Origin of the sequence: Lentzea sokolovensis, from assembly GCF_033949975.1 — a bacterium.
In the GTDB taxonomy this organism is placed as follows: domain Bacteria; phylum Actinomycetota; class Actinomycetes; order Mycobacteriales; family Pseudonocardiaceae; genus Lentzea; species Lentzea sokolovensis.
In genome coordinates, this window is sequence record NZ_JAXAVU010000017.1 from 381272 (window position 1) to 400407 (window position 19136).

Consider the following 19136-nt stretch of genomic DNA (forward strand, 5'->3'; position numbering starts at 1 on the left):
TCACGCCAGCGGCCAAGCGAGGCAGCCCTCGCTAGGCGGAGAACAGCTGGCCGAGCCGGTAGTCGACGATCTCCTCGGCCTGCTTCGCGTCGTAGGCGTCGACCAGCATCGCGCTGAGGAGGCCGGCCGTCATGGTCGCGAGCGCGTCCGCCTCCAGCTGGAGGTCGAGGTGTGACGGGACCCGGTCGCGTTTCCGGGCGAGTCCGAGCTGGTCGACGAGCAGGCGCACGAGGTAGGGCATCATCGCCTGCTGGTCCGGCGCCTGACTGCCGCGCGTGACGTCCAGCGCGAAGTAGGCGATCTGCACCGCGCAGAGCATGCGGCTGCGCTCGTCCGTCGGCAGGACCGCGAGCAGACATGCCCGCATGACCGCGCGTTCGTCACCCGTCCGCATCGCCTCCGCGATGCGCTGCCCGGCACGTTCGGCGCCCAGCTCGGTGATCCGCTGCCAGGCGTGCCGCAGCATCTCTTCCTTGGTCGGGAAGTAGTACTGGATCTGGAACATCGACACGCCCGCCTCCGCCGCGACCGCGCGCAACGTCACCGACTGAAGGCCTCGTGTCGAAGCGATCCGGAAGAGCGCCTCCGCGAGGTCACGCCGTTTCTCCTCGTGGTCGACGCGCTTCGGCATGTGATCACTGTGTCACAACGACCGGTGTCGACGAGCACCGCGCGACGCTGTTACATTGCATCTGCATTAGAAAACTTACCTGGGGGTGTGATGGTCGGGAAGTTCGTGGACCAGAAGGCGCAGGAGCGGTACTTCGCCACCTACGAGGCGATCCGGCGGAAGTGGCCGGTGCCGTCGGAGGAACTGGACGTGGAGACGCGGTTCGGCGCGACCCGTGTCCGGCGCAGCGGCACCGGCACGCCGATCGTGCTGCTGCACGGCGCCATGGGCACTTCGTTGTCCTGGTACCCCTTTGTCGCCGACCTGGCGGCGCGGCACACCGTGTACGCCGTCGACATGATCGGCGAACCGGGGCGCTCGGTTCAGACCCGGCCCATGGAGAGCACCGACGACGAGGCGGACTGGCTCGCAGACGTCCTCGCGGGGCTCGGCCACGAGAAGGTCCACCTGGTCGGGATCTCGCGCGGTGCCTTCCTGGCGCTGAACCTCGCCACCCGCCGTCCTGCCGGGGTCGCCGGCGTCCTCGCCTTCGAACCGGGCGGGTTCGGGATCGCCTTCCTGAGGTTCGTCCTCTGGAGCATCGGCGAGCTGTCCCGCTGGTGGCTGCCCACCGCGATCTTGCGCCGGGTCAGCGCTGGTGATCCCTCCGTGCGCCACACGATGCGCCCGCTGGTGTTCCGCGGCATGAAGTTCAAGATCCAGATGGCTCCGCTGCACGTGTTCACCGACGACGAGCTGCGGTCGATCGACGTGCCCACCTACTTCATCCTGGGCGAGCGCAGCTTGATCAAGGCACCGGAGCTGGCCGCGCGCGTCGAGTCCCTCGTCCCGAACGTGCGCACCGAGATCGTGCCCGGGGCGACGCATGCGCTGAACCTGGAGGAACTCGAGCTGACCAACGCGCGGATCCTCGCCTTCGCCGGGGAGGACCACGCCGGCCTGCCGGACTGAACGAGCTCCGAGGTGCCGGGCGTCCTGGGGGTCGCCTGGCGCTTCACACGGCTACGGCCGGTCGCCCGTGTACACGCCCATCGTGCGGAACCGCAGGCCCGGCTCCTTGTACTCCTCCATCGCGTGCGCGATCCACCCCACGATCCGCGCGATCGCGAAGATCGCCTCGCCGGCGTCCGGCGCCATCTTGAACAGCAGGGCGAACTGAGCGAGCGCGAGGTCGACGTTCGGGAACGTCTGCGACTGGGTGGCGATCACCTTGTCCGCCACCAGGTCTCCGTGGCCGCGCAGCAGCGCGAAGAGGTGGTCGGCGCGCGGGTCGCGGCGCTGGTAGACGCGGTGGCCGAAGCCCGGGATCGGATGGCCGGAGCGCAGGTGTTCGGCGACGGTGCCCATCGGGTCGGACTGGGCCTGCAGCAGGAAGCGGTACGCGATCGTGGTGGCGGCGCCGTGCTTCTGGCCCTCCATGGCGCCCATGCCCGCCGATACGACGGCGTACGGGTTGGCGTGGGCGGAGGCTGCGACCCTGGCGGCCATGGTCGAGATGGCCAGGTCGTGGTCGGCCAGCAGGATCAGGGCGGCGTTGAGCAGGTCGGGCTGCGCGGGCTCCGGCGAGAGGCGGGCCCACAGGCGTTCGGCGATGTCGGTGCCCTGCGGCCTGCCGATCAGCGGGAGCGACTCGACGACGTCGGCGATCAGGGACTTGGCCGTGGTGACGGCCCGGTCGAGGTCGTAGCGCAGCGGGTCGCCGACGCTGGCCAGGGCGATGGCCACGCGGACCCGGTCGGTGAGGGTGGCACTGTCGGGCAGGGCCATCCAGATCTCCTGGCCCTCGGGGAACTGCATGCCCGTCGAGTCGATCTCGGTCCACAGCCAGTGCGCGACGTCCTCGAAGCGCTTGGTGCTCGAGAGTTCGGGGACGGACCGGCCGCGGTAGTGCAGGCGGTCGTTCTCCAGCAGCGAGATGCGGGTGCGGATGCGATCCGTCACAGCGGCCACTGCTCCGCGCGCACCAGTGCGCTGCGCCAGGGCCTCCACCTCGGCGACGCCGAACATGCTGTGGCGGTTCACCTTCGTGCTGGTCAGGTGGCCGCGGCTGACGTACGCGTAGACCGTCGCCGGTTTCACGCCCAGGCGGCGAGCAGCTTGATTCGTCGTCAACATTGATTCCATCAACGTTGACTGTACAAGACATGTTGACGGAGCCTGGTGTCCATGTTGATTGATGCACCCAAAGGGCTTAAAGACGTCGTCGTCACCACGACCCTGATCGGGGACGTGAACGGTGCCGCGGGCTATTACCACTACCGCGAGCACGACGCGATCGAACTGGCCAGGACGCGGTCGTTCGAGGACGTGTGGTTCCTCTTCGCGGAGGGCAGGCTGCCGGACCCGGACGAGGCCGCGCTGTTCGCCCGCCAGACCGCTGAACTGCGCACGGTGCCCGCGGCGATCCGCGAGGTGCTGCCCGCCGTCGCACGGTCGGGGTGCACCGCGCTGGCCGGGCTGCGGACCGCGTTGTCGATGCTGCCGGCGCAGCCGATGTGGGACGCGCCGATGAGCACCAGGAAGGCGGACGCGCTGAAGGTCAGCGCGATGACGCCGACGATCCTCGCCGCGCTGCACCGGCTCAAGCTCGGACTTGATCCCGTCAACCCCAGGGTTGATTTGTCAACGTCGGCGAACTGGTTGTACATGTTGACCGGGCATGAGCCGTCACCATGGGCAGCTCGTGCCGTCGAGCAGTACTTGATCGCCACGATCGACCACGGCTTCAACGCGTCGACGTTCACCGCGCGCGTGGTCGCGTCGGCGGGAGCGGACGTCGTGTCGGCGGTGACGGCGGCGATCGGGACGTTCTCCGGGCCGTTGCACGGTGGCGCGCCGGACCGGGCGCTGGAGGCGCTCGACCTCATCGGCACGCCGGGCAACATCGACGCCTGGGTGCGGGAACGCATCGAGCAGGGCGACCGGATCATGGGGTTCGGGCACGCCGTCTACAAGACGGAGGACCCGCGAGCGCGCCTGCTCAAGGACATCGCGCTGGAGCAGCCCACGCGGCTGACGGAGTTCGCGGTCACCGTGGAGCGCAGGGTCACGGAGCTGCTGGCCGAGCTCAAGCCCGGCCGGCAGCTGTACGCGAACGTGGAGTTCTACGCCGGCGTGGTGATGGAGCAGTGCGGAATCCCGCGCGAGATGTTCACGCCGACGTTCGCGTGCAGCCGGGTGATCGGGTGGTGTGCCAACGCGCTCGAACAGTCCGAGGACACGAAGATCATCCGCCCGGTCGCCCGCTACACGGGGCCGGAGCCCCAGATCATCGGGCACTGAATCAGGTGAGGTACCGCAGGTCGTTGCGCACGCGGGTGCGGTCGCGGTCGTTGACGTCGGACGAGCCCGCCAGACCGGCGGTGCGGTCGCGGTGCTTGTCGAGCCAGACGGAGAGTGCTGCTACTGCCAGGACGATCGCTGCAAGAGTCATGTCATAAATGTATGGTCGGCAATATCCCGCCAACAGTGGCAGATCTGACGCTGCGCGCTAATATCCTGCCATGCTGGCTTCGGTGGCGGTTCCCCTCATCGACGGCGTCGCGCCGTTCGAGTTCGGCCTGCTCTGCGAGGTGTTCGGCATCGACCGGACCGAGGAGGGCGTGCCGCCGATCGACTTCCGGGTCTGCGGCGAGCTCCCGAACGAGCCGGTGCCGACGAGCGTCCGGGGCGTGAGCATCACGCCGGAACACGGGTTCGACGCGCTGCAGAGCGTCGACCTCGTCGCACTGCCCGCCGCGCGGGTCCGCGACCACTACCCCGAGAAGCTGGTCAAGGCACTCCAGGAGACCGACGCGACGCTGCTCAGCGTGTGCAGCGGGGCCTTCATCCTCGGCGCGGCCGGGCTGCTCGACGACCGGAACTGCACGACGCACTGGCGCGAGGCGAGGCAGTTCCAGGAGCGGTTCCCGAAGGCCCACATGGATCCGGACGTGCTGTTCGTCGACGACGGCGACATCATCACCAGCGCCGGCACGGCAGCGGGGATCGACGCCTGCCTGCACCTGGTCCGGCGAGAGCTGGGCACCAAGGTCGCCAACATCATCGCGCGCCGCATGGTCGTGGCGCCGCAGCGCGACGGCGGTCAGCGGCAGTTCGTGGAGCTCCCGATCCCGGAGTGCAGCTCCGACAGCCTGGAGCCGGTGCTGGAGCAGGTGCTCGACACGATCGCGGACAACCACACGGTGGCCACGATGGCGAAGCTCGCCGTCATGTCCGAACGGACTTTCGCGCGCAGGTTCGCCGCGGAGACCGGCACCACCCCGAACAAGTGGCTGTCACTCCAACGGGTGCTTCACGCGCGCAGACTCCTCGAGGAGACCGATCTGGACGTCGACGCGGTCGCGACCAGGTCAGGCTTCGGGACAGCCGCTCTCCTCCGGCACCACTTCCATCGGGTCGTCGGCATCGCACCGAGCGATTACCGCCGCACATTCTCCTGTCGTTAGGCGCGCGAAGACCTTCTCGGAGATCTCCCGCAGCGCCGCCACCTCGGAGTCGTCGAGCAGGTCGAACACCAGTTTGCGGACCGTCTCGGCGTGCGACGGCGCGGCCGCCTCGATCGCCGACCGGCCCAGGTCCGTCAGCACGACGAACGACCCGCGCCCGTCACTGCGGCAGTTCTCCCTGCGCACCAGGCCGCGTTTCTCCATCCGTGCGACGTGATGTGAGATACGGCTCTTCTCCCAGTGCAAGGACCGTGCAAGCTCCAACACGCGCACGCGTTCATCAGGCGTGTCGGTGAGCTGCACCAGCACGGCGAAGTCAGCCATCGAGATGTCCGAATCGACTGACATCTGCCTGCTCAGATGCGCATTGAGCTCCCCCTGCATGCGGACGTAGGCACGCCACGCCTGCTGCTGCTCAGGTTCCAACCATCGTGTCACTGGTTCAGCATACGGGAATAGTTGACACATCATCCACGTTCCGGCAGGGTGAGTGACACTTCAACCAAATCGAGCAACCGAAGGACTTGACACCATGACCACCGCCACCAACCTCTCCGAACTGACCGGCGACTACGTCATCGACGCCTCGCACTCCCGCATCGGCTTCGTCGCGCGCCACGCGATGGTCACCAAGGTTCGTGGTGCGTTCAACGAGTTCGACGGCAAGATCTCCATCGACGGTGACAAGCCGGACAACACCACCGCCGAGGTGACCCTGAAGGTCGCCAGCATCGACACCCGCAACGCACAGCGCGACGGTCACCTGACCACCAACGACTTCCTCGCCGTCGAGGAGTACCCGGAGATCAAGTTCGTCTCGACCTCGGCCAAGCAGGTCGACGACGACAACTTCGAGATCACGGGTGACCTCACCATCAAGGACGTCACCAAGAGCATCACCATCCCGTTCGCCTTCGAGGGCGTGGCCGTCGACCCGTTCGGCAACACCCGCGTGGGCTTCGAGGGCTCGCACACCATCAACCGCAAGGACTACGGCGTGACCTGGAACGCCGCCCTGGAGACCGGTGGCGTGCTGGTGAGCGAGAAGGTCGTCCTCGAGTTCGAGATCTCGGCGATCAAGCAGGCCTGACGACGGCCACCGGGCACGGGGCGTGGTAGATCAGGGCCTGCGAGGTAGATCCGAGCAGCATCCCGGCGAATCCGCCACGCCCCCGAGACCCGACGACGAGCAGTCCGGCCCGTTGCCCGAGCTCCAGCAGCAACGGAATCGGCCGCTCCCCCACCACGAGTTGTTCCACCGCGACGTCCGGGTACTTCTCCTGCCACCCGGACATGCGCGCGTTCAGCAGCGACGACTGCTCGTCGACGTGCGCCATCGCCGCCACCAGCGGTACCCCGGACGCCGCCGCCTCCTCGAACCCGAAGCCGATGGCCGGGTCCGACTCGGGCGAGAGATCGACACCCACCACCACGGGCCCGTCGTGCTGACTGCCTCTGACCACCACCACGGGACACTCACCGTGAATCGACAGCGCCACGGCCGTTGAGCCGACCAGCGCTCCGGTGAACCCGCCCAGTCCGTGCGACCCCACCACCACCTCACGTGCGCGTGCAGACTCCGCGATCAACACGGGCGTGGGGTGTTCCATGCGCAAGTCGTGCTCCACGGACACATCAGGTGCTTCCGCCCGTGCGACGGCAACGGCCTGAGAAAGCCACATCCGCCCTTGGTCGTACATGGCCGAGCGCAGGTCACGCGCTGATGAGATGACCTCGGGGTACCCACGCGTCGGCAACGTGTACGCGTGCACCAACCGCAACGGCGCTCCATGATGCGCGCACGACCGAGCGGCCCACGCCACCGCGGCGAGCGCGGACGAGGAACCGTCGACTCCGACGACCACGGGAAGTCTGCTCATGATCCCAAAGTAGGCCCGATCGTCGCAGTGAGCCGCGTGCCGTTGGTCCCCTCATGTCAGGGTCTTTGGGCTACCGTGGCCCTCATGGCGACGCGTGTTTTCCTCGTCGACGACCACGAGATCGTCCGGCGTGGCATAGCGGACCTGCTCGGCGAGGAGTCCGATCTGCTGGTGGTCGGTGACGCCGCGTCGGTCACGGAGGCTCTGGCCAAGGTGCCGGGCGCCCAGGCCGACGTGGCGGTGCTCGACATCAGGCTCCCGGACGGCAACGGCATCGAACTGTGCCGCGAACTGCGCAGCCGGATCCCCGGCCTGCAGTGCCTGATGCTGACGAGTTTCGCGGACGACGAGGCCCTCTTCGACGCGATCATGGCCGGCGCCTCCGGCTTCGTGCTGAAGCAGATCCTGGGTGCCGACCTGGTCAACGCCGTCCGCACCGTCGCGGCGGGACAGTCCCTTCTGGACGCCCGCACGACTTCCGCGCTGCTCAACCGAATCCGCCGCGAACGCGAGGAGGGCGACCCGCTGCGCATGCTCAGCGAGCAGGAGCGCACCGTCCTCGACCTCATCGGCGAAGGCCTGACGAACCGGCAGATCGCCGAGCGCATGTTCCTGGCCGAGAAGACCGTCAAGAACTACGTCTCGCACCTGCTGGCGAAGCTCGGCATGCAGCGCCGCACGCAGGCGGCCGTGTTCGCGTCGCAGTTCCGCAAGGACATCGACAAGCCCCACTAGGCCGTGTCCTGGAGGGCTCGTCCGCGATGGTCGCGGCCTCCGGGTCTCTCGCCCTCGACTCTCATCTAACGGACCTGCAGGACACGGCCTAGCCCAGTGGCACGCGCCACACCAGACAGGCGCCGCCGCCCTCCGCCGCCCGCACCTCCAGCGACCCGCCGAACTTGGACGCGCGGTGGGCGAGGTTGCGCAGCCCGCTGCGGGCGGCATCGCCTGGAATGCCGACCCCGTTGTCCTGCACGGTGATCACCACGCCCTCACCGGCGTCGATGAGCACCGTCAGCTCGGTCGCGGACGCGTGCCGCACGCAGTTCGTGACGGCCTCGCGCACCACTGCCTCGACGTGCTCGGCGAGTTCGGGTGGCACCGAGTTGTCCACGGTGCCGGACATGCGGACGGACGGCTTGAGGTGCGTCGCCTCGGTGAGGCCGGCGACGAGGTCCAGGAGTCTGCGCCGCAGCGAGGTGTTGTCCGTCGAGTGCAGGTCGAAGATGGACGTGCGGATCTCGCGGACGGTCTCGTCCAGTTGCTCGACGGCGGTCCGCAGGCGGGCGGCCACGTCGGGTTCGGTGATGCGGCGCTGGGTGGCCTGCAGGGTGAGGCCGGTGACGAACAGCCGCTGGATCACGTGGTCGTGCAGGTCGCGGGCGATGCGGTCGCGGTCCTCCAGGACGTCGAGCAGGCGTTGTGAGCGTTGCTGTTCGGCGAACTCCAGGGCAACGGCGGCCTGGTCGGCGAACGACGCCAGCATCGGCACCTGGTCGGGCAGGAAGCGCGTCGCGCCGCCGAGGCGCAGCACGACCAACGCGCCCGTGACGCCCATCTCGGACCGCAGCGGCACGGCCAGGGCAGGACCGAACGCCGTGCCCAGGTCGTCCACCAGCAGCGGGACGCCGGAGCGGATGACCTCGTCGACGGCGTAGTCGGCGGCGGTGAAGCTCTCGATCTTCACGCCCGCGCTCGCGGCGACGGACAGCGGCGTGTGGTCACCGTCGCCGAGCACGACGAGGGCCGAGTCGGCGCCGGCGAGTTCGACGGTGCGCTGGGTGATCAGGCGCAGCGCGTACTCGCCGGACGCGCCACCGAGCAGTTCGGAGTTGACCTCGCCGATCGCCTCCAGCCACCGTTCGCGCATGCGGGAGCGTTCGAACAGGCGGGCGTTCTCGATCGCGATGCCGGCCGCCGCGGCCAGCGCCTGCAGCACGGCCTCGTCGTCGGCGGTGAACTCGGCGGCACCGATCTTCTCGGTCATGTAGAGGTTGCCGAACACCTCGTCGCGCACGCGCACCGGCACGCCCAGGAAGCTGTGCATCGGCGGATGGTTGGGCGGGAAACCGACGGACATCTCGTGCCGTGCGAGGTCGTTCAGGCGCAACGGCGTCGGGTCCTTGATGAGAAGTCCGAGCAGGCCCTTGCCCTCGGGCAGGTGGCCCATCGACGCGCGCGTCACCTCGTCCACGCCGACGTGCAGGAACTCGGACAGGTCGGACCGGGTCCCGAGCACGCCCAGCGCGCCGTAGCGGGCGCCCACGAGGTCGGCGGCGGCCTGGACGATGCGCAGCAACGTCGGCTTGAGCTCCAGACCGGACGCGACGGCGAGCATGGCGCCGAGGAGCTCCTGCATCTGGTCGCGGGTGGTCACGATCTCGTCCATGCGGTCTCGAACCTCGTCGAGCAGCTCGTCGAGGTCGCGGCGACCAGGCACGTCAGGCACGCCGCCTAGATTCGCACATTTTCCGACAACTCACGGCCCTAGCAAGAGGGGACCTTCGGCTGTGGTCGATCTACGTCCCTGGCCGCAGAGTGGGCGCATGACGATCGCTGTGCCCGGCTCACTCGGACTCGCGGGTGAGGACGTGCGTGCCGTCCTGGCTCTTGCGAGGGACTCGGTCTCGGGCGTGCGGTTCGAGGTGCGGCCCGAACAGATCGAACTGCACACCTCCACTCCGCACGGCCGGGAGACGCGCGTTGCCTGCGGGGTCGCGCTGCTCAACGTCCGGCTGGCGCTGCAAGGGCACGGCATCCGTCCACTGGTGACGTTGCTGCCGGGGCCGAGCGCGCACGACTCGGCCGCGGCCATCAGGCTCGGCGGCTACCAGGAGCCGAGTCCGGACGTGCTGGCGTTGCTGCACTCCCTGCGCATGAACCGTCGCGCGTGGACGGCGTTTCCCGAGCTGGCCTCCTGGCGCGGGTTGCTGTCGCGGGCGGCCGAGGTCGAACGGGCGTGGCTGCACGTGCGGAGCGGGACCGAGCTGGTGCTGTGCACGTTCAACCAGGGGGCTGCGGCGGAAATTCGTGCGGGGCAGGCGATGCAGCGCGTCATCCTGACTGCGGGGACGATGGGGTTCGACGTCTCCCCCGCGCTCGGCGCGGTGGACCTGGCGGCGTTGCGCGCGGACCTGCGCCAGTGTCTCGGCAGCACGCTGGTACCGCAGATGGTCCTGCGGCTGGGCGCGCAGTAGACGCGCCCAGCGGCACGGTCAGGTCGTGATGAACTTCGTCGGGTCGGCCACGGGCGATTCGACGACGAGGTCCTTGTACTCGTCCTCGATGCCCTTGTTGTGGATCTGGATCGCCAACGGCGCCTCGCGGCCCGCGGGTTCCTTCTTGTCCTCGAACTTCAGGACCTCCTGCGCCTTGCACTTCACCGCGCCGCCGGGCAGCGGGCAGCACGCCATGCGCGCGATTCCGGTGTCACCGTCGGCGAGGATCTCGCACTGCGCCCACTTCTTCACGTCCCAGCTCGGGTGCGGGTACTTCGTGAACAGCTTGCCGCCGCCGTTGTTGTGGCCGGGCCGGTAGTCCCACGCGCCACCGTTGGGCGGCTGGAACTGGATGGCGCCCAGGCCGTTCAAGGCCGGGGTCGCGATCTTGCCCCAGATCAGCACGGTCGGCTTGTGGTCGCCGGAGACCTGGCGGAGCTTGAAGATCCAGCGAAAGCTCTTGTACTGCTGCTTGTTGTAGTAGATCCAGCCGCGCGAGGCGTTCTTCTGGCTGTGGATCGCGCCGTTCTTCACGACGAACGCGTCCTTGGCGTGCATGGTCCAGCCGTCGAGCGTCTTGCCGTCGAAAACGGGCACCAGCACGGGATCCGCGGCCTGCGCCGGCGTCGTGCCGGCCACCAGCGCCAGCGCGAAGGCCGCGATTATCCACAATGGATGACGAAACACTTGCCACCGTCCTCGGCTCCGAGGGTTGTCGGCAGCGACGGTGACCTCACCGTAGAACCGAGTCATCGGAGCAGTCAACGGCAACGCGTGTTTCTGAAAACGGACCAGCTACCGGGCCAGCACCGCCTTCCAGAGCAGCCGAGCCAGTTCCGGATGACAGATGTCGTTGTGCGCACCGGCGATTCCGTCGATGCGGCGGATCACCGACGTGCAGTCGACGTTGTGCACCTGCCCGCGCTGCAGCTCGCCAGGAGATCCGATGTTGTGACCGTGGGCGTAGGTGCCCTGCACGCCGTGCGAGCCGAGGCCGCCGTACTTCGGGTACTCGTCCAGGTCGACCTGGCGGCCCGATCGCGCGGCCAGCGGGTAGAACCTGCCGATGGCGTAGTCGTTCGACGACGTCGTGACGATGATCGGGCCGGGCACGCGCCCGAGCACACCGCGGAAGTAGCCGGAACCGGGTTCGCCGGGCAGCCGTTCGGCGAACGACCAGAGCGACATCGCGCCCTGCACCAGGGTCAGCGTCGCGGCGGGCACCACGTTCGCCATGGCGGTCGCGGTGATGCAGCCGAAGCTGTGGCCCATGAGGTGGACGCGCGCGTTCGGGGCGGCCTGGGCGACCTCGCGGGCGATCCTCGCGGCGCCGCTCTCGCCGAACACCTTGGCGCGGCGCTTCATCTTCCAGAACGTCAGGATCCGCAGCGGCGACAGGATCCCGCCCAGCGCCGGATCCTCCAGGCACGCCCGGTAGAGCTGCTCGGCGTCGAACGTCATCCCGTCCTCGCCCGGCAGGTCGGGAACCGAGCTCTCCAGGTAGTCGTAGGCCTGTTTGACCGCACCGGACATCCGGCACGGGTGCTGCCGCGCGGCCTCGACGATCGTGCGCACCGCGGCCATGCGTCCGGCGCCTCCGCCGAGGCGCTGGGCCTGTGCCTTGATGAACTCGTCCGACCGCACGTCCTCGTCGCCCCACGCCTTCGACGGCCAGTGCAGGCCGACGAGCAGGGACTTGAAACCGCCCGGAAGCCCATGCGCCGCTTCACGTTCGGCACGGCAGCCGGCCATCGTCGCGACCCACCGCCCGTACTGTTCACGGGCGGCCGGCACGTCGCCGTTCCACCCGTGGATGAAGAAGAAGACGTCGGTGACACCGCGGCGGGCGTCGTACAGGACGTCCGCGCTGTCGCGCCCCCGCTCGTTGCCTGTCTCGTCGAAGCAGACGAGGTGATAGCTGATGTCGTGACCTGGCACGGATTCTCGGGACATCGCGGATCACCACCACACAAAACGCGCCCAACTGTTGTCCGTTTAATCGGAACCGGGGCGGCTCATGTTTACCCCCGCTGATCAGGAAAACCCGTTCGGACCAGGGGATTCACCCCGATTGCGCCGGTAGTGGCGGGCCGCGCGGACCCTGTTGCCGCACGACGGCGAGCACCATTCACGGCGCGGATGGTCCTTCACGAAGTACAGCACGCAGCCCGGCGCATAACAGGCGCGCAACAGAACCCTCTCCTCACCGGTGAACAGCTCCACGGCCTCCGCGGCGATCGAAGCGCGTTCACGATCCGCGAGCGAGCCATCACTTTCGTTGAGCCGCAACAGTTCTCCGCCTTGCACGGCCAGTTGCGGCCATCGCTGCGCACTGCGCGCCGCACGGTTGACCTCACCCACGGCCCGTTCGAGGTCACGATCCTGTGCGACCGGACGCGCGTCCTCGGTGAGCACGCCCGCGAGGTCTCGAAGGGCCTGCCGCAACGAGCGGAACGCCGTCAGGTCGGCCTGATCCGCCGGTACACCCAGAAAGTCGCGGAGCCCACCGACAGTCGTCAGGTCGTCGTGCACCTGCGACCGATTGGCCCAGATGGTGTTCATCAACAGGACCGGACGGGGTTCGTCGGGCGTCAGCACATCTAACGGTAACACAGACTTGCATCCGTTAGACTCTCGTTCTAACGTTTGCAGCGTCGCCCAACCGTTGGAAGGACCGTCGTGAAACTCGTGCCCCCGTTCGACGCCGAGACCGCCCGGCTCAAGGTGCAGGCGGCCCAGGACGCCTGGAACACGAAGGACCCGCAGCGCGTCGCCGGCGCCTACACAGCGGACTCGGTGTGGCGCAACAGGTCCGACTTCATCCGCGGCACTGACGAGATCGTCGCGTTCCTGACGAAGAAGTGGGAACGCGAACACGAGTACGTGCTGCGCAAGTCGCTGTGGGCGTTCGGTGACGACCGCATCGCCGTGCGCTTCCAGTACGAGTGGCACGACGACGAGGGCCAGTGGTGGCGCAGCTACGGCAACGAGAACTGGGAGTTCGCCGAGTCCGGCCTGATGAGCAGGCGCGAGGCGAGCATCAACGACGTGAAGATCGCCGAAGCGGACCGCCGCATCGACCCCAGCTCGACCTACGAGATCCCGCAGGAGTGAGAAAAGTGCACGTCAAGGCGCTGTGGCGCTTCCCGGTGAAGTCACTGGGCGGCGAACCACTCCAGCAGGCCACGTTCACCCAGGACGGCGTGGAGGGCGACCGGCTCGTGCACGTGCAGGGCCCGCGCGGCGTGCTGACCGGACGCACGCGGTACGGCCTGCTCACCATCCCCGCCTCCACCGGTCCGGACGGCCCGCTGGTCGACGGACATCCGTGGGACAGCTGGCAGGCTCACGAGAAGGTGCTGCCGTTCGGCGGCAGGCTGACCCGCTACACCGGGCCGGAGCGCTTCGACGTGCTCAACGTCCTGGTGGCCACGGACGGCCAGGTGGAGGCCGCGGGCGTCGACGTGCGGCGGCTGCGGCCCAACATCCTCATCGGCGGCGTCGAGGCCGGCGAGGAGGACGGCTGGCCGGGGCACGCGCTGGTCGTCGGCGACGTGGTGATCGGGATGTACCAGAAGCGGGCCCGGTGCGTGGTCACCACGATCGACCCCGACACGGGCGCGCAGGACCTCGACGTGCACCGGCGCATCCGGCACGAGTTCGGTGGCGTGCTGTGCCTGGACAGCTGGGTGATCCGGCCGGGCGTGGTCGACGTCGGCGACACCGTCGAGCTGGTGCCGACCGACGAGCTCCCCGACCGCGTCGGCGGGTGGATCGTCGGCCGGCCCTATGCCGTCTAGGAGCCGCGTCCAGTGGTGTGGCCCGGAATGTCGCCGGGCGCATTCGCGGTCAGACGGGTGCGTCGTGGTGCCCTGCTGAGCGTGAATCACCCAGCCGGCATTCCGGGTCACACCACTAGATGTTGCGGCGGTACTGGCCGCCCACCTCGAAGAACGCCTCGGTGATCTGGCCGAGCGTGCAGACGCGGGCGGCGTCCATCAGCACGGCGAACACGTTCTCGTTCGTCTGCGCGACCTCACGCAGGCGGGCCAGCGCCTTCTGCGCCTCGTCGCGGTGCGCCGCCTGGTAGGCGCGGGTGCGGTCGACCTGCGACTCCTTCTCCTCCTCGGTGGCGCGTGCGAGCTCGATCTTCACGACCTCGCGCGTGCCGTCCTCCGGCAGGAAGGTGTTGACGCCGATCAACGGCAGCGAGCCGTCGTGCTTGCGCTGTTCGTAGAGCATCGACTCGTCCTGGATGCGGCCGCGCTGGTAGCCGGTCTCCATAGCGCCGAGCACGCCGCCGCGTTCGGAGATGCGGTCGAACTCCAGCAGCACGGCCTCTTCGACGAGGTCGGTCAGCTCGTCGATGACGAACGAGCCCTGCAGCGGGTTCTCGTTCGCCGAGAGGCCCCACTCCTTGTTGATGATCATCTGGATGGCCATCGCGCGGCGGACGGACGACTCCGTGGGAGTGGTGATCGCCTCGTCGTACGCGTTGGTGTGCAAGGAGTTGCAGTTGTCGTACAGCGCGCACAACGCCTGCAGCGTCGTGCGGATGTCGTTGAAGTCCATCTCCTGCGCGTGCAGCGAACGGCCGGACGTCTGCACGTGGTACTTGAACTTCTGCGAACGTTCCGCGGCACCGTAGCGGTCACGCATGGCCACGGCCCAGATCCGGCGTGCCACGCGGCCGATGACGCTGTACTCGGCGTCCATGCCGTTGGAGAAGAAGAACGACAGGTTCGGCGCGAAGTCGTCGATGTTCATGCCGCGCGCCAGGTACGACTCGACGTAGGTGAAGCCGTTGGCCAAGGTGAAGGCGAGCTGCGAGATGGGGTTCGCGCCGGCCTCGGCGATGTGGTAGCCGGAGATCGACACCGAGTAGAAGTTGCGGACCTGCTGCTGGATGAACCACTCCTGGATGTCCGCCATCATGCGCAGCGAGAACTCCGTGGAGAAGATGCAGGTGTTCTGGCCCTGGTCCTCCTTGAGGATGTCGGCCTGAACGGTGCCGCGGACGTTGGCCAGCGCGAACGCCCTGACCTTCGCGTACTCCTCCGCGTTCGGCTCACGGCCTTCCGCGTCCTTGAACTTCCCGACCTCCTGGTCGATCACCGTGTTCAGGAAGTAGGCGAGGATCGTCGGCGCCGGGCCGTTGATCGTCATCGACACGGACGTCGTCGGCGCGACGAGGTCGAAGCCGTCGTAGAGCGCCTTCATGTCGTCCAGCGACGCGATCGAGACGCCGGAGGTGCCGATCTTGCCGTAGACGTCCGGCGGGGTGTCGGGGTCGCGGCCGTAGAGCGTCACCGAGTCGAACGCCGTCGACAGGCGCGTGGCCGGGTTGCCCTTCGACAGGTACTTGAAGCGGCGGTTGGTGCGGAACGCGTCGCCCTCGCCCGCGAACATGCGGGCCGGGTCCTCGCCCTCGCGCTTGAACGGGAAGACGCCGGCCGTGTACGGGAAGAAGCCCGGCAGGTTCTCCTTGCGCAGGAACCGCAGCAGCGAGCCCTCGTCGTCGTAGCGCGGCAGGCTGACCCGGCGGACCTGGTTGCCGGACAACGTCTCCCGCGTCAGCCTGGTGTGGATCTCCTTGTCCCGCACCTTGAACACGAGCTCGTCGCCGGAGTACTGCTCCACCGTCGCCGGCCACGTCCGGAGCAGGTCCGCGGTGTCGCGGTCGACCTTGCGCTCGGCGGCGTCGGCGAGTTCGGCGATGTCAGTGACGCCCTTGCCCGCGGCCTCCAAAGCCTTCTGGGCGGCGGAGAGCTGGGTGTGCGTGCGCACCGCACCGACCTGTTCGTCGGTCTTGCGGTGGTAGCCGCGCACTGTGTCCGCGATGTCGGACAGGTAGCGCGCACGAGACGCGGGCACGACCGTGGACGCCGAGGTCGACGTCTTGCCGTTGACCGTCGCGAGAGAGCCTTCTTCCACGGCAAGACCGTGTTCGACCAGTCCGTCACGCAGGAACTGGTAGAGCGCCGTCACGCCGTCGTCGTTGAACGTCGCGGCGGACGTGCCGTAGACCGGCATCTCCTCCCACTTGACGCCGAACGCCTCGCGGTTGCGCACCATCTGCCGTGCGACGTCACGGCGCGCGTCCTCGGCACCGCGGCGCTCGAACTTGTTGATCGCCACGGCGTCCGCGTAGTCGAGCATGTCGATCTTCTCGAGCTGCGACGCGGCACCGAACTCCGGCGTCATCACGTACAGCGAGAAGTCGACGAACGGCACGATGGCCGCGTCTCCCTGACCGATACCGGGCGTCTCGACGATGACCAGGTCCGCACCGGATGCCTTGCACGCCACGATGGCCTGCTCCAGGCCGTCCGGAATCTCGCTGCCCGCACGGCGCGTGGCCAGCGAACGGAAGAACACGCGGTCGCCGTCGAGGCAGTTCATCCGGATGCGGTCGCCGAGCAGCGCGCCACCGCCACGGCGGCGCGTCGGGTCGACGGCGAGCACGGCGATGCGCAGCTTGTCCTGCTGGTCGAGCCGGAAGCGGCGCACGAGCTCGTCGGTGAGCGACGACTTGCCGGAGCCGCCCGTGCCGGTGATGCCCAGGACGGGGACCTTGCGGGTGGTCTCGATGCCCTCGGCGTTGCCCGCCTCGATGTGCGTGATCGCGCGCGCCAGGGCCTCGTCCGCCCCCGTCAGCAGCGCGTCGTGGCTGAACGGCGCGGTGAGCGCGTGGTCGCACTCCTCGATCATCAGGTTGATCATGCGCGCGAGGCCGAGCGTCTGCCCGTCCTGCGGCGAGAAGATCCGCGCGACCCCGCGCGAGTGCAGCAGCTCGATCTCCTCGGGGACGATGACGCCGCCACCGCCGCCGTAGACCCTGATGTGCCCGGCGCCGCGTTCGCGCAGGAGTTCGACCAGGTACGAGAAGTACTCGACGTGCCCGCCCTGGTACGCGCTGATGGCGATGCCCTGCGCGTCCTCCTGGATCGCCGCGTTGACGACCTCCACCACGGACCGGTTGTGCCCGAGGTGGATGACCTCCGCACCCTGCGACTGCAGGATCCTCCGCATGATGTTGATAGCCGCGTCGTGGCCGTCGAAGAGGCTGGACGCGGTCACAAAGCGCACCGGGTTCGCCGGCTTGTGCAGAGTGGTCGCCATGAGAATAGTTTGACTTCCTACTATTGGACGTGCAACTGAGCGTGGTCCAGGTCTCTGTATCGAGCAGGAAACCGACATGATCCAGGCAATGGCCACAGGTTCGCTCGCGGAGCACTTCGCCCAGGTAGCGTGCGCGGCATGGCCGACGTGGACGACTACTTCGCCTCGCTCGACGCCCCGGCGCGAGCCGCGTTCGAACGGGTCAGGGCGCTCGCGGAGGAGTTGGCGCCGGACGCGGAGCAGGGCCTGAGCTACGGCCTGGCCGCGCTTCGGCACAAGGGCAAGCCGCTGCTCGGGTTCAAGGCGGCGAGGGACCACCTGGCCGTGTTCCCGTTCAGCCCGGCCGCGGTGGACGTGGTGCGCGAGCGGCTGACCGGCTACTCGCTCTCGAAGGGCACGATCCGGTTCACGACGGACATGCCGCTGCCCGACGACGTGGTGCGCGACCTGATCCGCCAGCGTCTCGGCGAGATCGGCTAACGAGCGGTCGCGCCCCACTCGTGGGCCAGCGCGGCCGCTTCGCCTCGGGAGCCGACGCCCAGCTTCTCCAGGATCTTCGCCACGTGGAACTTCACCGTGGACTCGCTGATGTGCAGGTCACCGGCGATGTCGCGGTTGCGGCGGCCGCGGGCGAGCTGGCCCAGCACCTCCAGTTCCCGCGCGCCCAGCACGGTCAGCGGGTCCTCGCGCGGGTTCTCCGGCGGGCCGAGCGGCACCTCGATCGTCACCGTCGTTCCCCACTCCGGCACGGCGTCGACCTCGACCTTGCCACCGAGCGGCCCGAGGCGTTCGGCGACGCGGCGTGCGTCGAGGCTGCCGCGAGACAGGGTGCCGGGGCCGTCGTCGCGCACGGTCGCCCGCAGCACCGTTCCGACGATCTTCCAGCCGATGTGGATCCGGCGCACGCCCCGCTGGTCGTCCAGCATCGCGTGCACAGAAGACCGGACGACCGCGCCGGCCGTGGAGGCGATGTCGGTCGGCAGAACGCGGTCCGCGCCCTCCTCCGCACCGGGTGTGCCCAGGTCCAGCCGCACGTCCCGGCCGCGCAGGACGCGGCGCAGCGACTCGGCGAGCCGTTCGAAGGCGTCGCCCGTGCGTTCCTCGGTCTGCGCCCGGTCGAGGTCGGCACGCGCACGCAGTTCGACCAGAGCGGTGACGGCCAGATCGACGGCACGCGCACGGGCAGGTGCGTCGTCCACGTCGCGGTCGCGCAGCACGCCGAGCAGAGCGGTCAACGAGGCTCCGTACGCGTCACCGAGATCGGAGATGGCCACGGCACGCGCCGCAGCAGCAGCCCGCGACACGGCGATGGTCGCGGGCACGGCCTCGTTGCGCAGCGCTTCCATGTGCGCGGTGACGACGTCCCACAGCGCGTTGGCTGACGTCAGGTCCGTGTCTGGCACCGGGGTGTCCTCGGAGCGCAGGAGCACCAGGAGCGCGCTCGGCACGGAGAAAGCGCTCACCAGCACCACCACCGGGACCTCGGCGCCGGCCAGGACCGCCCGCCCCTGCCAGGCCCCGCTCTTCCCCACCAGTGACCTCAGCGCGGCGATGTCGGCGATCGTGACGGACGGCCCCGGTGACTCGCCGCGGAACTTGAACGGCGCGAACGAGCAGTTGGACAGCTCGGAGATCGCCCGATGCGGAATGGCCCCGGCGAACGCCGCCGACAGCTGCGACAACGTCTCGCTCAACGGCGCCTGGATCACCTCGGCGGCCTTCGACAGGTCCATGGATTTCAGGCTAGTCCGCCCGACCGGGTGACCGGCTGGCCTTTCGGCTAGGCGGGACTAGCCGAAGTGCGGGGGCAGCAGCGCGGAGACGGCGCTAGTGTTGA

At 68.6% G+C, this 19136-nt stretch carries 20 protein-coding genes; 9 read left to right on the plus strand and 11 right to left on the minus strand.

Going from position 1 to position 19136, the window contains the following annotated elements; all coding sequences use genetic code 11:
• Positions 1 to 31: 31 nt before the first annotated feature.
• Positions 32 to 631 carry a TetR/AcrR family transcriptional regulator gene (locus SK854_RS44750; RefSeq protein WP_319981275.1) on the minus strand — a complete coding sequence of 200 codons (600 nt, stop codon included), beginning with the start codon at positions 629 to 631 and terminating at the stop codon, positions 32 to 34.
• Positions 632 to 721: 90 nt separating this feature from the next.
• Here SK854_RS44750 and SK854_RS44755 point away from each other — a divergent pair, with 90 nt between their 5' ends.
• A complete protein-coding gene (locus SK854_RS44755) occupies positions 722 to 1582 on the plus strand; it encodes an alpha/beta fold hydrolase (protein ID WP_319981276.1) in 861 nt (286 codons plus the stop codon).
• 51 nt (positions 1583 to 1633) lie between these two features.
• On the opposite strand, the gene SK854_RS44760 is transcribed toward SK854_RS44755, so the two are convergent.
• A complete protein-coding gene (locus tag SK854_RS44760; RefSeq protein ID WP_319981277.1) occupies positions 1634 to 2755 on the minus strand; it encodes a citrate synthase in 1122 nt (373 codons plus the stop codon).
• Positions 2756 to 2797: 42 nt separating this feature from the next.
• On the opposite strand from SK854_RS44760, the gene SK854_RS44765 reads away from it, so the two are divergent.
• Entirely contained in the window at positions 2798 to 3913 is a 1116-nt protein-coding gene (locus SK854_RS44765) for a citrate/2-methylcitrate synthase (protein WP_319981278.1), read from the plus strand.
• Between the two features lies 1 nt (position 3914).
• On the opposite strand, the gene SK854_RS44770 is transcribed toward SK854_RS44765, so the two are convergent.
• Positions 3915 to 4064, minus strand: coding sequence for a hypothetical protein (locus SK854_RS44770; protein WP_319981279.1), 150 nt, complete (start codon positions 4062 to 4064; stop codon positions 3915 to 3917).
• Positions 4065 to 4134: 70 nt separating this feature from the next.
• Between SK854_RS44770 and SK854_RS44775 the strand changes: the two genes are divergently transcribed.
• Positions 4135 to 5079, plus strand: coding sequence for a helix-turn-helix domain-containing protein (locus SK854_RS44775; RefSeq protein ID WP_319981280.1), 945 nt, complete (start codon positions 4135 to 4137; stop codon positions 5077 to 5079).
• On the opposite strand, the gene SK854_RS44780 is transcribed toward SK854_RS44775, so the two are convergent.
• A complete protein-coding gene (locus SK854_RS44780; protein WP_319981281.1) occupies positions 4984 to 5463 on the minus strand; it encodes a MarR family winged helix-turn-helix transcriptional regulator in 480 nt (159 codons plus the stop codon). The genes SK854_RS44775 and SK854_RS44780 overlap by 96 nt on opposite strands.
• Before the next feature lie 148 nt (positions 5464 to 5611).
• Between SK854_RS44780 and SK854_RS44785 the strand changes: the two genes are divergently transcribed.
• On the plus strand, positions 5612 to 6169 hold the full coding sequence (locus tag SK854_RS44785) for a YceI family protein (RefSeq protein ID WP_093604141.1): 558 nt from the start codon (positions 5612 to 5614) through the stop codon (positions 6167 to 6169).
• Here SK854_RS44785 and SK854_RS44790 read toward each other — a convergent pair.
• Positions 6156 to 6959: a universal stress protein gene (locus SK854_RS44790; protein ID WP_319981282.1), complete on the minus strand. Its 804-nt coding sequence runs from the start codon at positions 6957 to 6959 to the stop codon at positions 6156 to 6158. The genes SK854_RS44785 and SK854_RS44790 overlap by 14 nt on opposite strands.
• Positions 6960 to 7043: 84 nt before the next feature.
• Here SK854_RS44790 and SK854_RS44795 point away from each other — a divergent pair, with 84 nt between their 5' ends.
• Entirely contained in the window at positions 7044 to 7694 is a 651-nt protein-coding gene (locus SK854_RS44795) for a response regulator transcription factor (RefSeq protein WP_319981283.1), read from the plus strand.
• 88 nt (positions 7695 to 7782) lie between these two features.
• On the opposite strand, the gene SK854_RS44800 is transcribed toward SK854_RS44795, so the two are convergent.
• Entirely contained in the window at positions 7783 to 9348 is a 1566-nt protein-coding gene (locus SK854_RS44800) for a sensor histidine kinase (RefSeq protein WP_319981442.1), read from the minus strand.
• 157 nt (positions 9349 to 9505) lie between these two features.
• Between SK854_RS44800 and SK854_RS44805 the strand changes: the two genes are divergently transcribed.
• Positions 9506 to 10156: a nitroreductase family protein gene (locus SK854_RS44805; protein ID WP_319981284.1), complete on the plus strand. Its 651-nt coding sequence runs from the start codon at positions 9506 to 9508 to the stop codon at positions 10154 to 10156.
• Positions 10157 to 10174: 18 nt separating this feature from the next.
• Here SK854_RS44805 and SK854_RS44810 read toward each other — a convergent pair whose 3' ends face one another.
• From SK854_RS44810 to SK854_RS44820, 3 genes are all read right to left on the minus strand, one after another.
• The gene (locus SK854_RS44810) at positions 10175 to 10849 is read right to left on the minus strand and encodes a family 16 glycoside hydrolase (RefSeq protein WP_319981285.1); all 675 of its coding nucleotides are present in this window, start codon (positions 10847 to 10849) and stop codon (positions 10175 to 10177) included.
• A 123-nt stretch (positions 10850 to 10972) separates the two neighbouring features.
• The gene (locus tag SK854_RS44815) at positions 10973 to 12130 is read right to left on the minus strand and encodes a hypothetical protein (RefSeq protein ID WP_319981286.1); all 1158 of its coding nucleotides are present in this window, start codon (positions 12128 to 12130) and stop codon (positions 10973 to 10975) included.
• Positions 12131 to 12211: 81 nt separating this feature from the next.
• On the minus strand, positions 12212 to 12775 hold the full coding sequence (locus SK854_RS44820) for a CGNR zinc finger domain-containing protein (RefSeq protein ID WP_319981287.1): 564 nt from the start codon (positions 12773 to 12775) through the stop codon (positions 12212 to 12214).
• An 81-nt stretch (positions 12776 to 12856) separates the two neighbouring features.
• Between SK854_RS44820 and SK854_RS44825 the strand changes: the two genes are divergently transcribed.
• Together SK854_RS44825 and SK854_RS44830 are read left to right on the plus strand one after the other, a co-directional pair.
• Complete coding sequence (locus SK854_RS44825; protein ID WP_319981288.1) at positions 12857 to 13291, plus strand: nuclear transport factor 2 family protein; 435 nt, start codon at positions 12857 to 12859, stop codon at positions 13289 to 13291.
• The gene (locus SK854_RS44830) at positions 13288 to 13977 is read left to right on the plus strand and encodes an MOSC domain-containing protein (protein WP_319981289.1); all 690 of its coding nucleotides are present in this window, start codon (positions 13288 to 13290) and stop codon (positions 13975 to 13977) included. The genes SK854_RS44825 and SK854_RS44830 overlap by 4 nt, the downstream gene beginning before the upstream one ends.
• Before the next feature lie 115 nt (positions 13978 to 14092).
• On the opposite strand, the gene icmF is transcribed toward SK854_RS44830, so the two are convergent.
• Entirely contained in the window at positions 14093 to 17299 is a 3207-nt protein-coding gene (icmF, locus tag SK854_RS44835) for a fused isobutyryl-CoA mutase/GTPase IcmF (RefSeq protein WP_319981290.1), read from the minus strand.
• 138 nt (positions 17300 to 17437) lie between these two features.
• Between icmF and SK854_RS44840 the strand changes: the two genes are divergently transcribed.
• The gene (locus SK854_RS44840) at positions 17438 to 17779 is read left to right on the plus strand and encodes an iron chaperone (RefSeq protein ID WP_319981291.1); all 342 of its coding nucleotides are present in this window, start codon (positions 17438 to 17440) and stop codon (positions 17777 to 17779) included.
• Here SK854_RS44840 and SK854_RS44845 read toward each other — a convergent pair.
• Positions 17776 to 19032 carry a LuxR C-terminal-related transcriptional regulator gene (locus SK854_RS44845; RefSeq protein WP_319981292.1) on the minus strand — a complete coding sequence of 419 codons (1257 nt, stop codon included), beginning with the start codon at positions 19030 to 19032 and terminating at the stop codon, positions 17776 to 17778. The two genes, SK854_RS44840 and SK854_RS44845, sit on opposite strands and share 4 nt — an antisense overlap.
• Between the last annotated feature and the right edge of the window lie 104 nt (positions 19033 to 19136).

Excerpts from the sequence above, each read along its gene's own strand:
- SK854_RS44795 (WP_319981283.1), top strand. The coding sequence starts at position 7,044 with ATGGCGACGCGTGTTTTCCTCGTCGACGACCACGAGATCGTCCGGCGT.
- SK854_RS44790 (WP_319981282.1), bottom strand. The coding sequence starts at position 6,959 with ATGAGCAGACTTCCCGTGGTCGTCGGAGTCGACGGTTCCTCGTCCGCG.
- SK854_RS44815 (WP_319981286.1), bottom strand. The coding sequence starts at position 12,130 with ATGTCCCGAGAATCCGTGCCAGGTCACGACATCAGCTATCACCTCGTC.
- SK854_RS44765 (WP_319981278.1), top strand. The coding sequence starts at position 2,798 with ATGTTGATTGATGCACCCAAAGGGCTTAAAGACGTCGTCGTCACCACG.
- SK854_RS44775 (WP_319981280.1), top strand. The coding sequence starts at position 4,135 with ATGCTGGCTTCGGTGGCGGTTCCCCTCATCGACGGCGTCGCGCCGTTC.
- SK854_RS44805 (WP_319981284.1), top strand. The coding sequence starts at position 9,506 with ATGACGATCGCTGTGCCCGGCTCACTCGGACTCGCGGGTGAGGACGTG.
- SK854_RS44750 (WP_319981275.1), bottom strand. The coding sequence starts at position 631 with ATGCCGAAGCGCGTCGACCACGAGGAGAAACGGCGTGACCTCGCGGAG.
- SK854_RS44785 (WP_093604141.1), top strand. The coding sequence starts at position 5,612 with ATGACCACCGCCACCAACCTCTCCGAACTGACCGGCGACTACGTCATC.
- icmF (WP_319981290.1), bottom strand. The coding sequence starts at position 17,299 with ATGGCGACCACTCTGCACAAGCCGGCGAACCCGGTGCGCTTTGTGACC.
- SK854_RS44780 (WP_319981281.1), bottom strand. The coding sequence starts at position 5,463 with ATGCAGGGGGAGCTCAATGCGCATCTGAGCAGGCAGATGTCAGTCGAT.
- SK854_RS44770 (WP_319981279.1), bottom strand. The coding sequence starts at position 4,064 with ATGACTCTTGCAGCGATCGTCCTGGCAGTAGCAGCACTCTCCGTCTGG.
- SK854_RS44840 (WP_319981291.1), top strand. The coding sequence starts at position 17,438 with ATGGCCGACGTGGACGACTACTTCGCCTCGCTCGACGCCCCGGCGCGA.
- SK854_RS44755 (WP_319981276.1), top strand. The coding sequence starts at position 722 with ATGGTCGGGAAGTTCGTGGACCAGAAGGCGCAGGAGCGGTACTTCGCC.
- SK854_RS44800 (WP_319981442.1), bottom strand. The coding sequence starts at position 9,348 with ATGGACGAGATCGTGACCACCCGCGACCAGATGCAGGAGCTCCTCGGC.
- SK854_RS44845 (WP_319981292.1), bottom strand. The coding sequence starts at position 19,032 with ATGGACCTGTCGAAGGCCGCCGAGGTGATCCAGGCGCCGTTGAGCGAG.
- SK854_RS44760 (WP_319981277.1), bottom strand. The coding sequence starts at position 2,755 with ATGGAATCAATGTTGACGACGAATCAAGCTGCTCGCCGCCTGGGCGTG.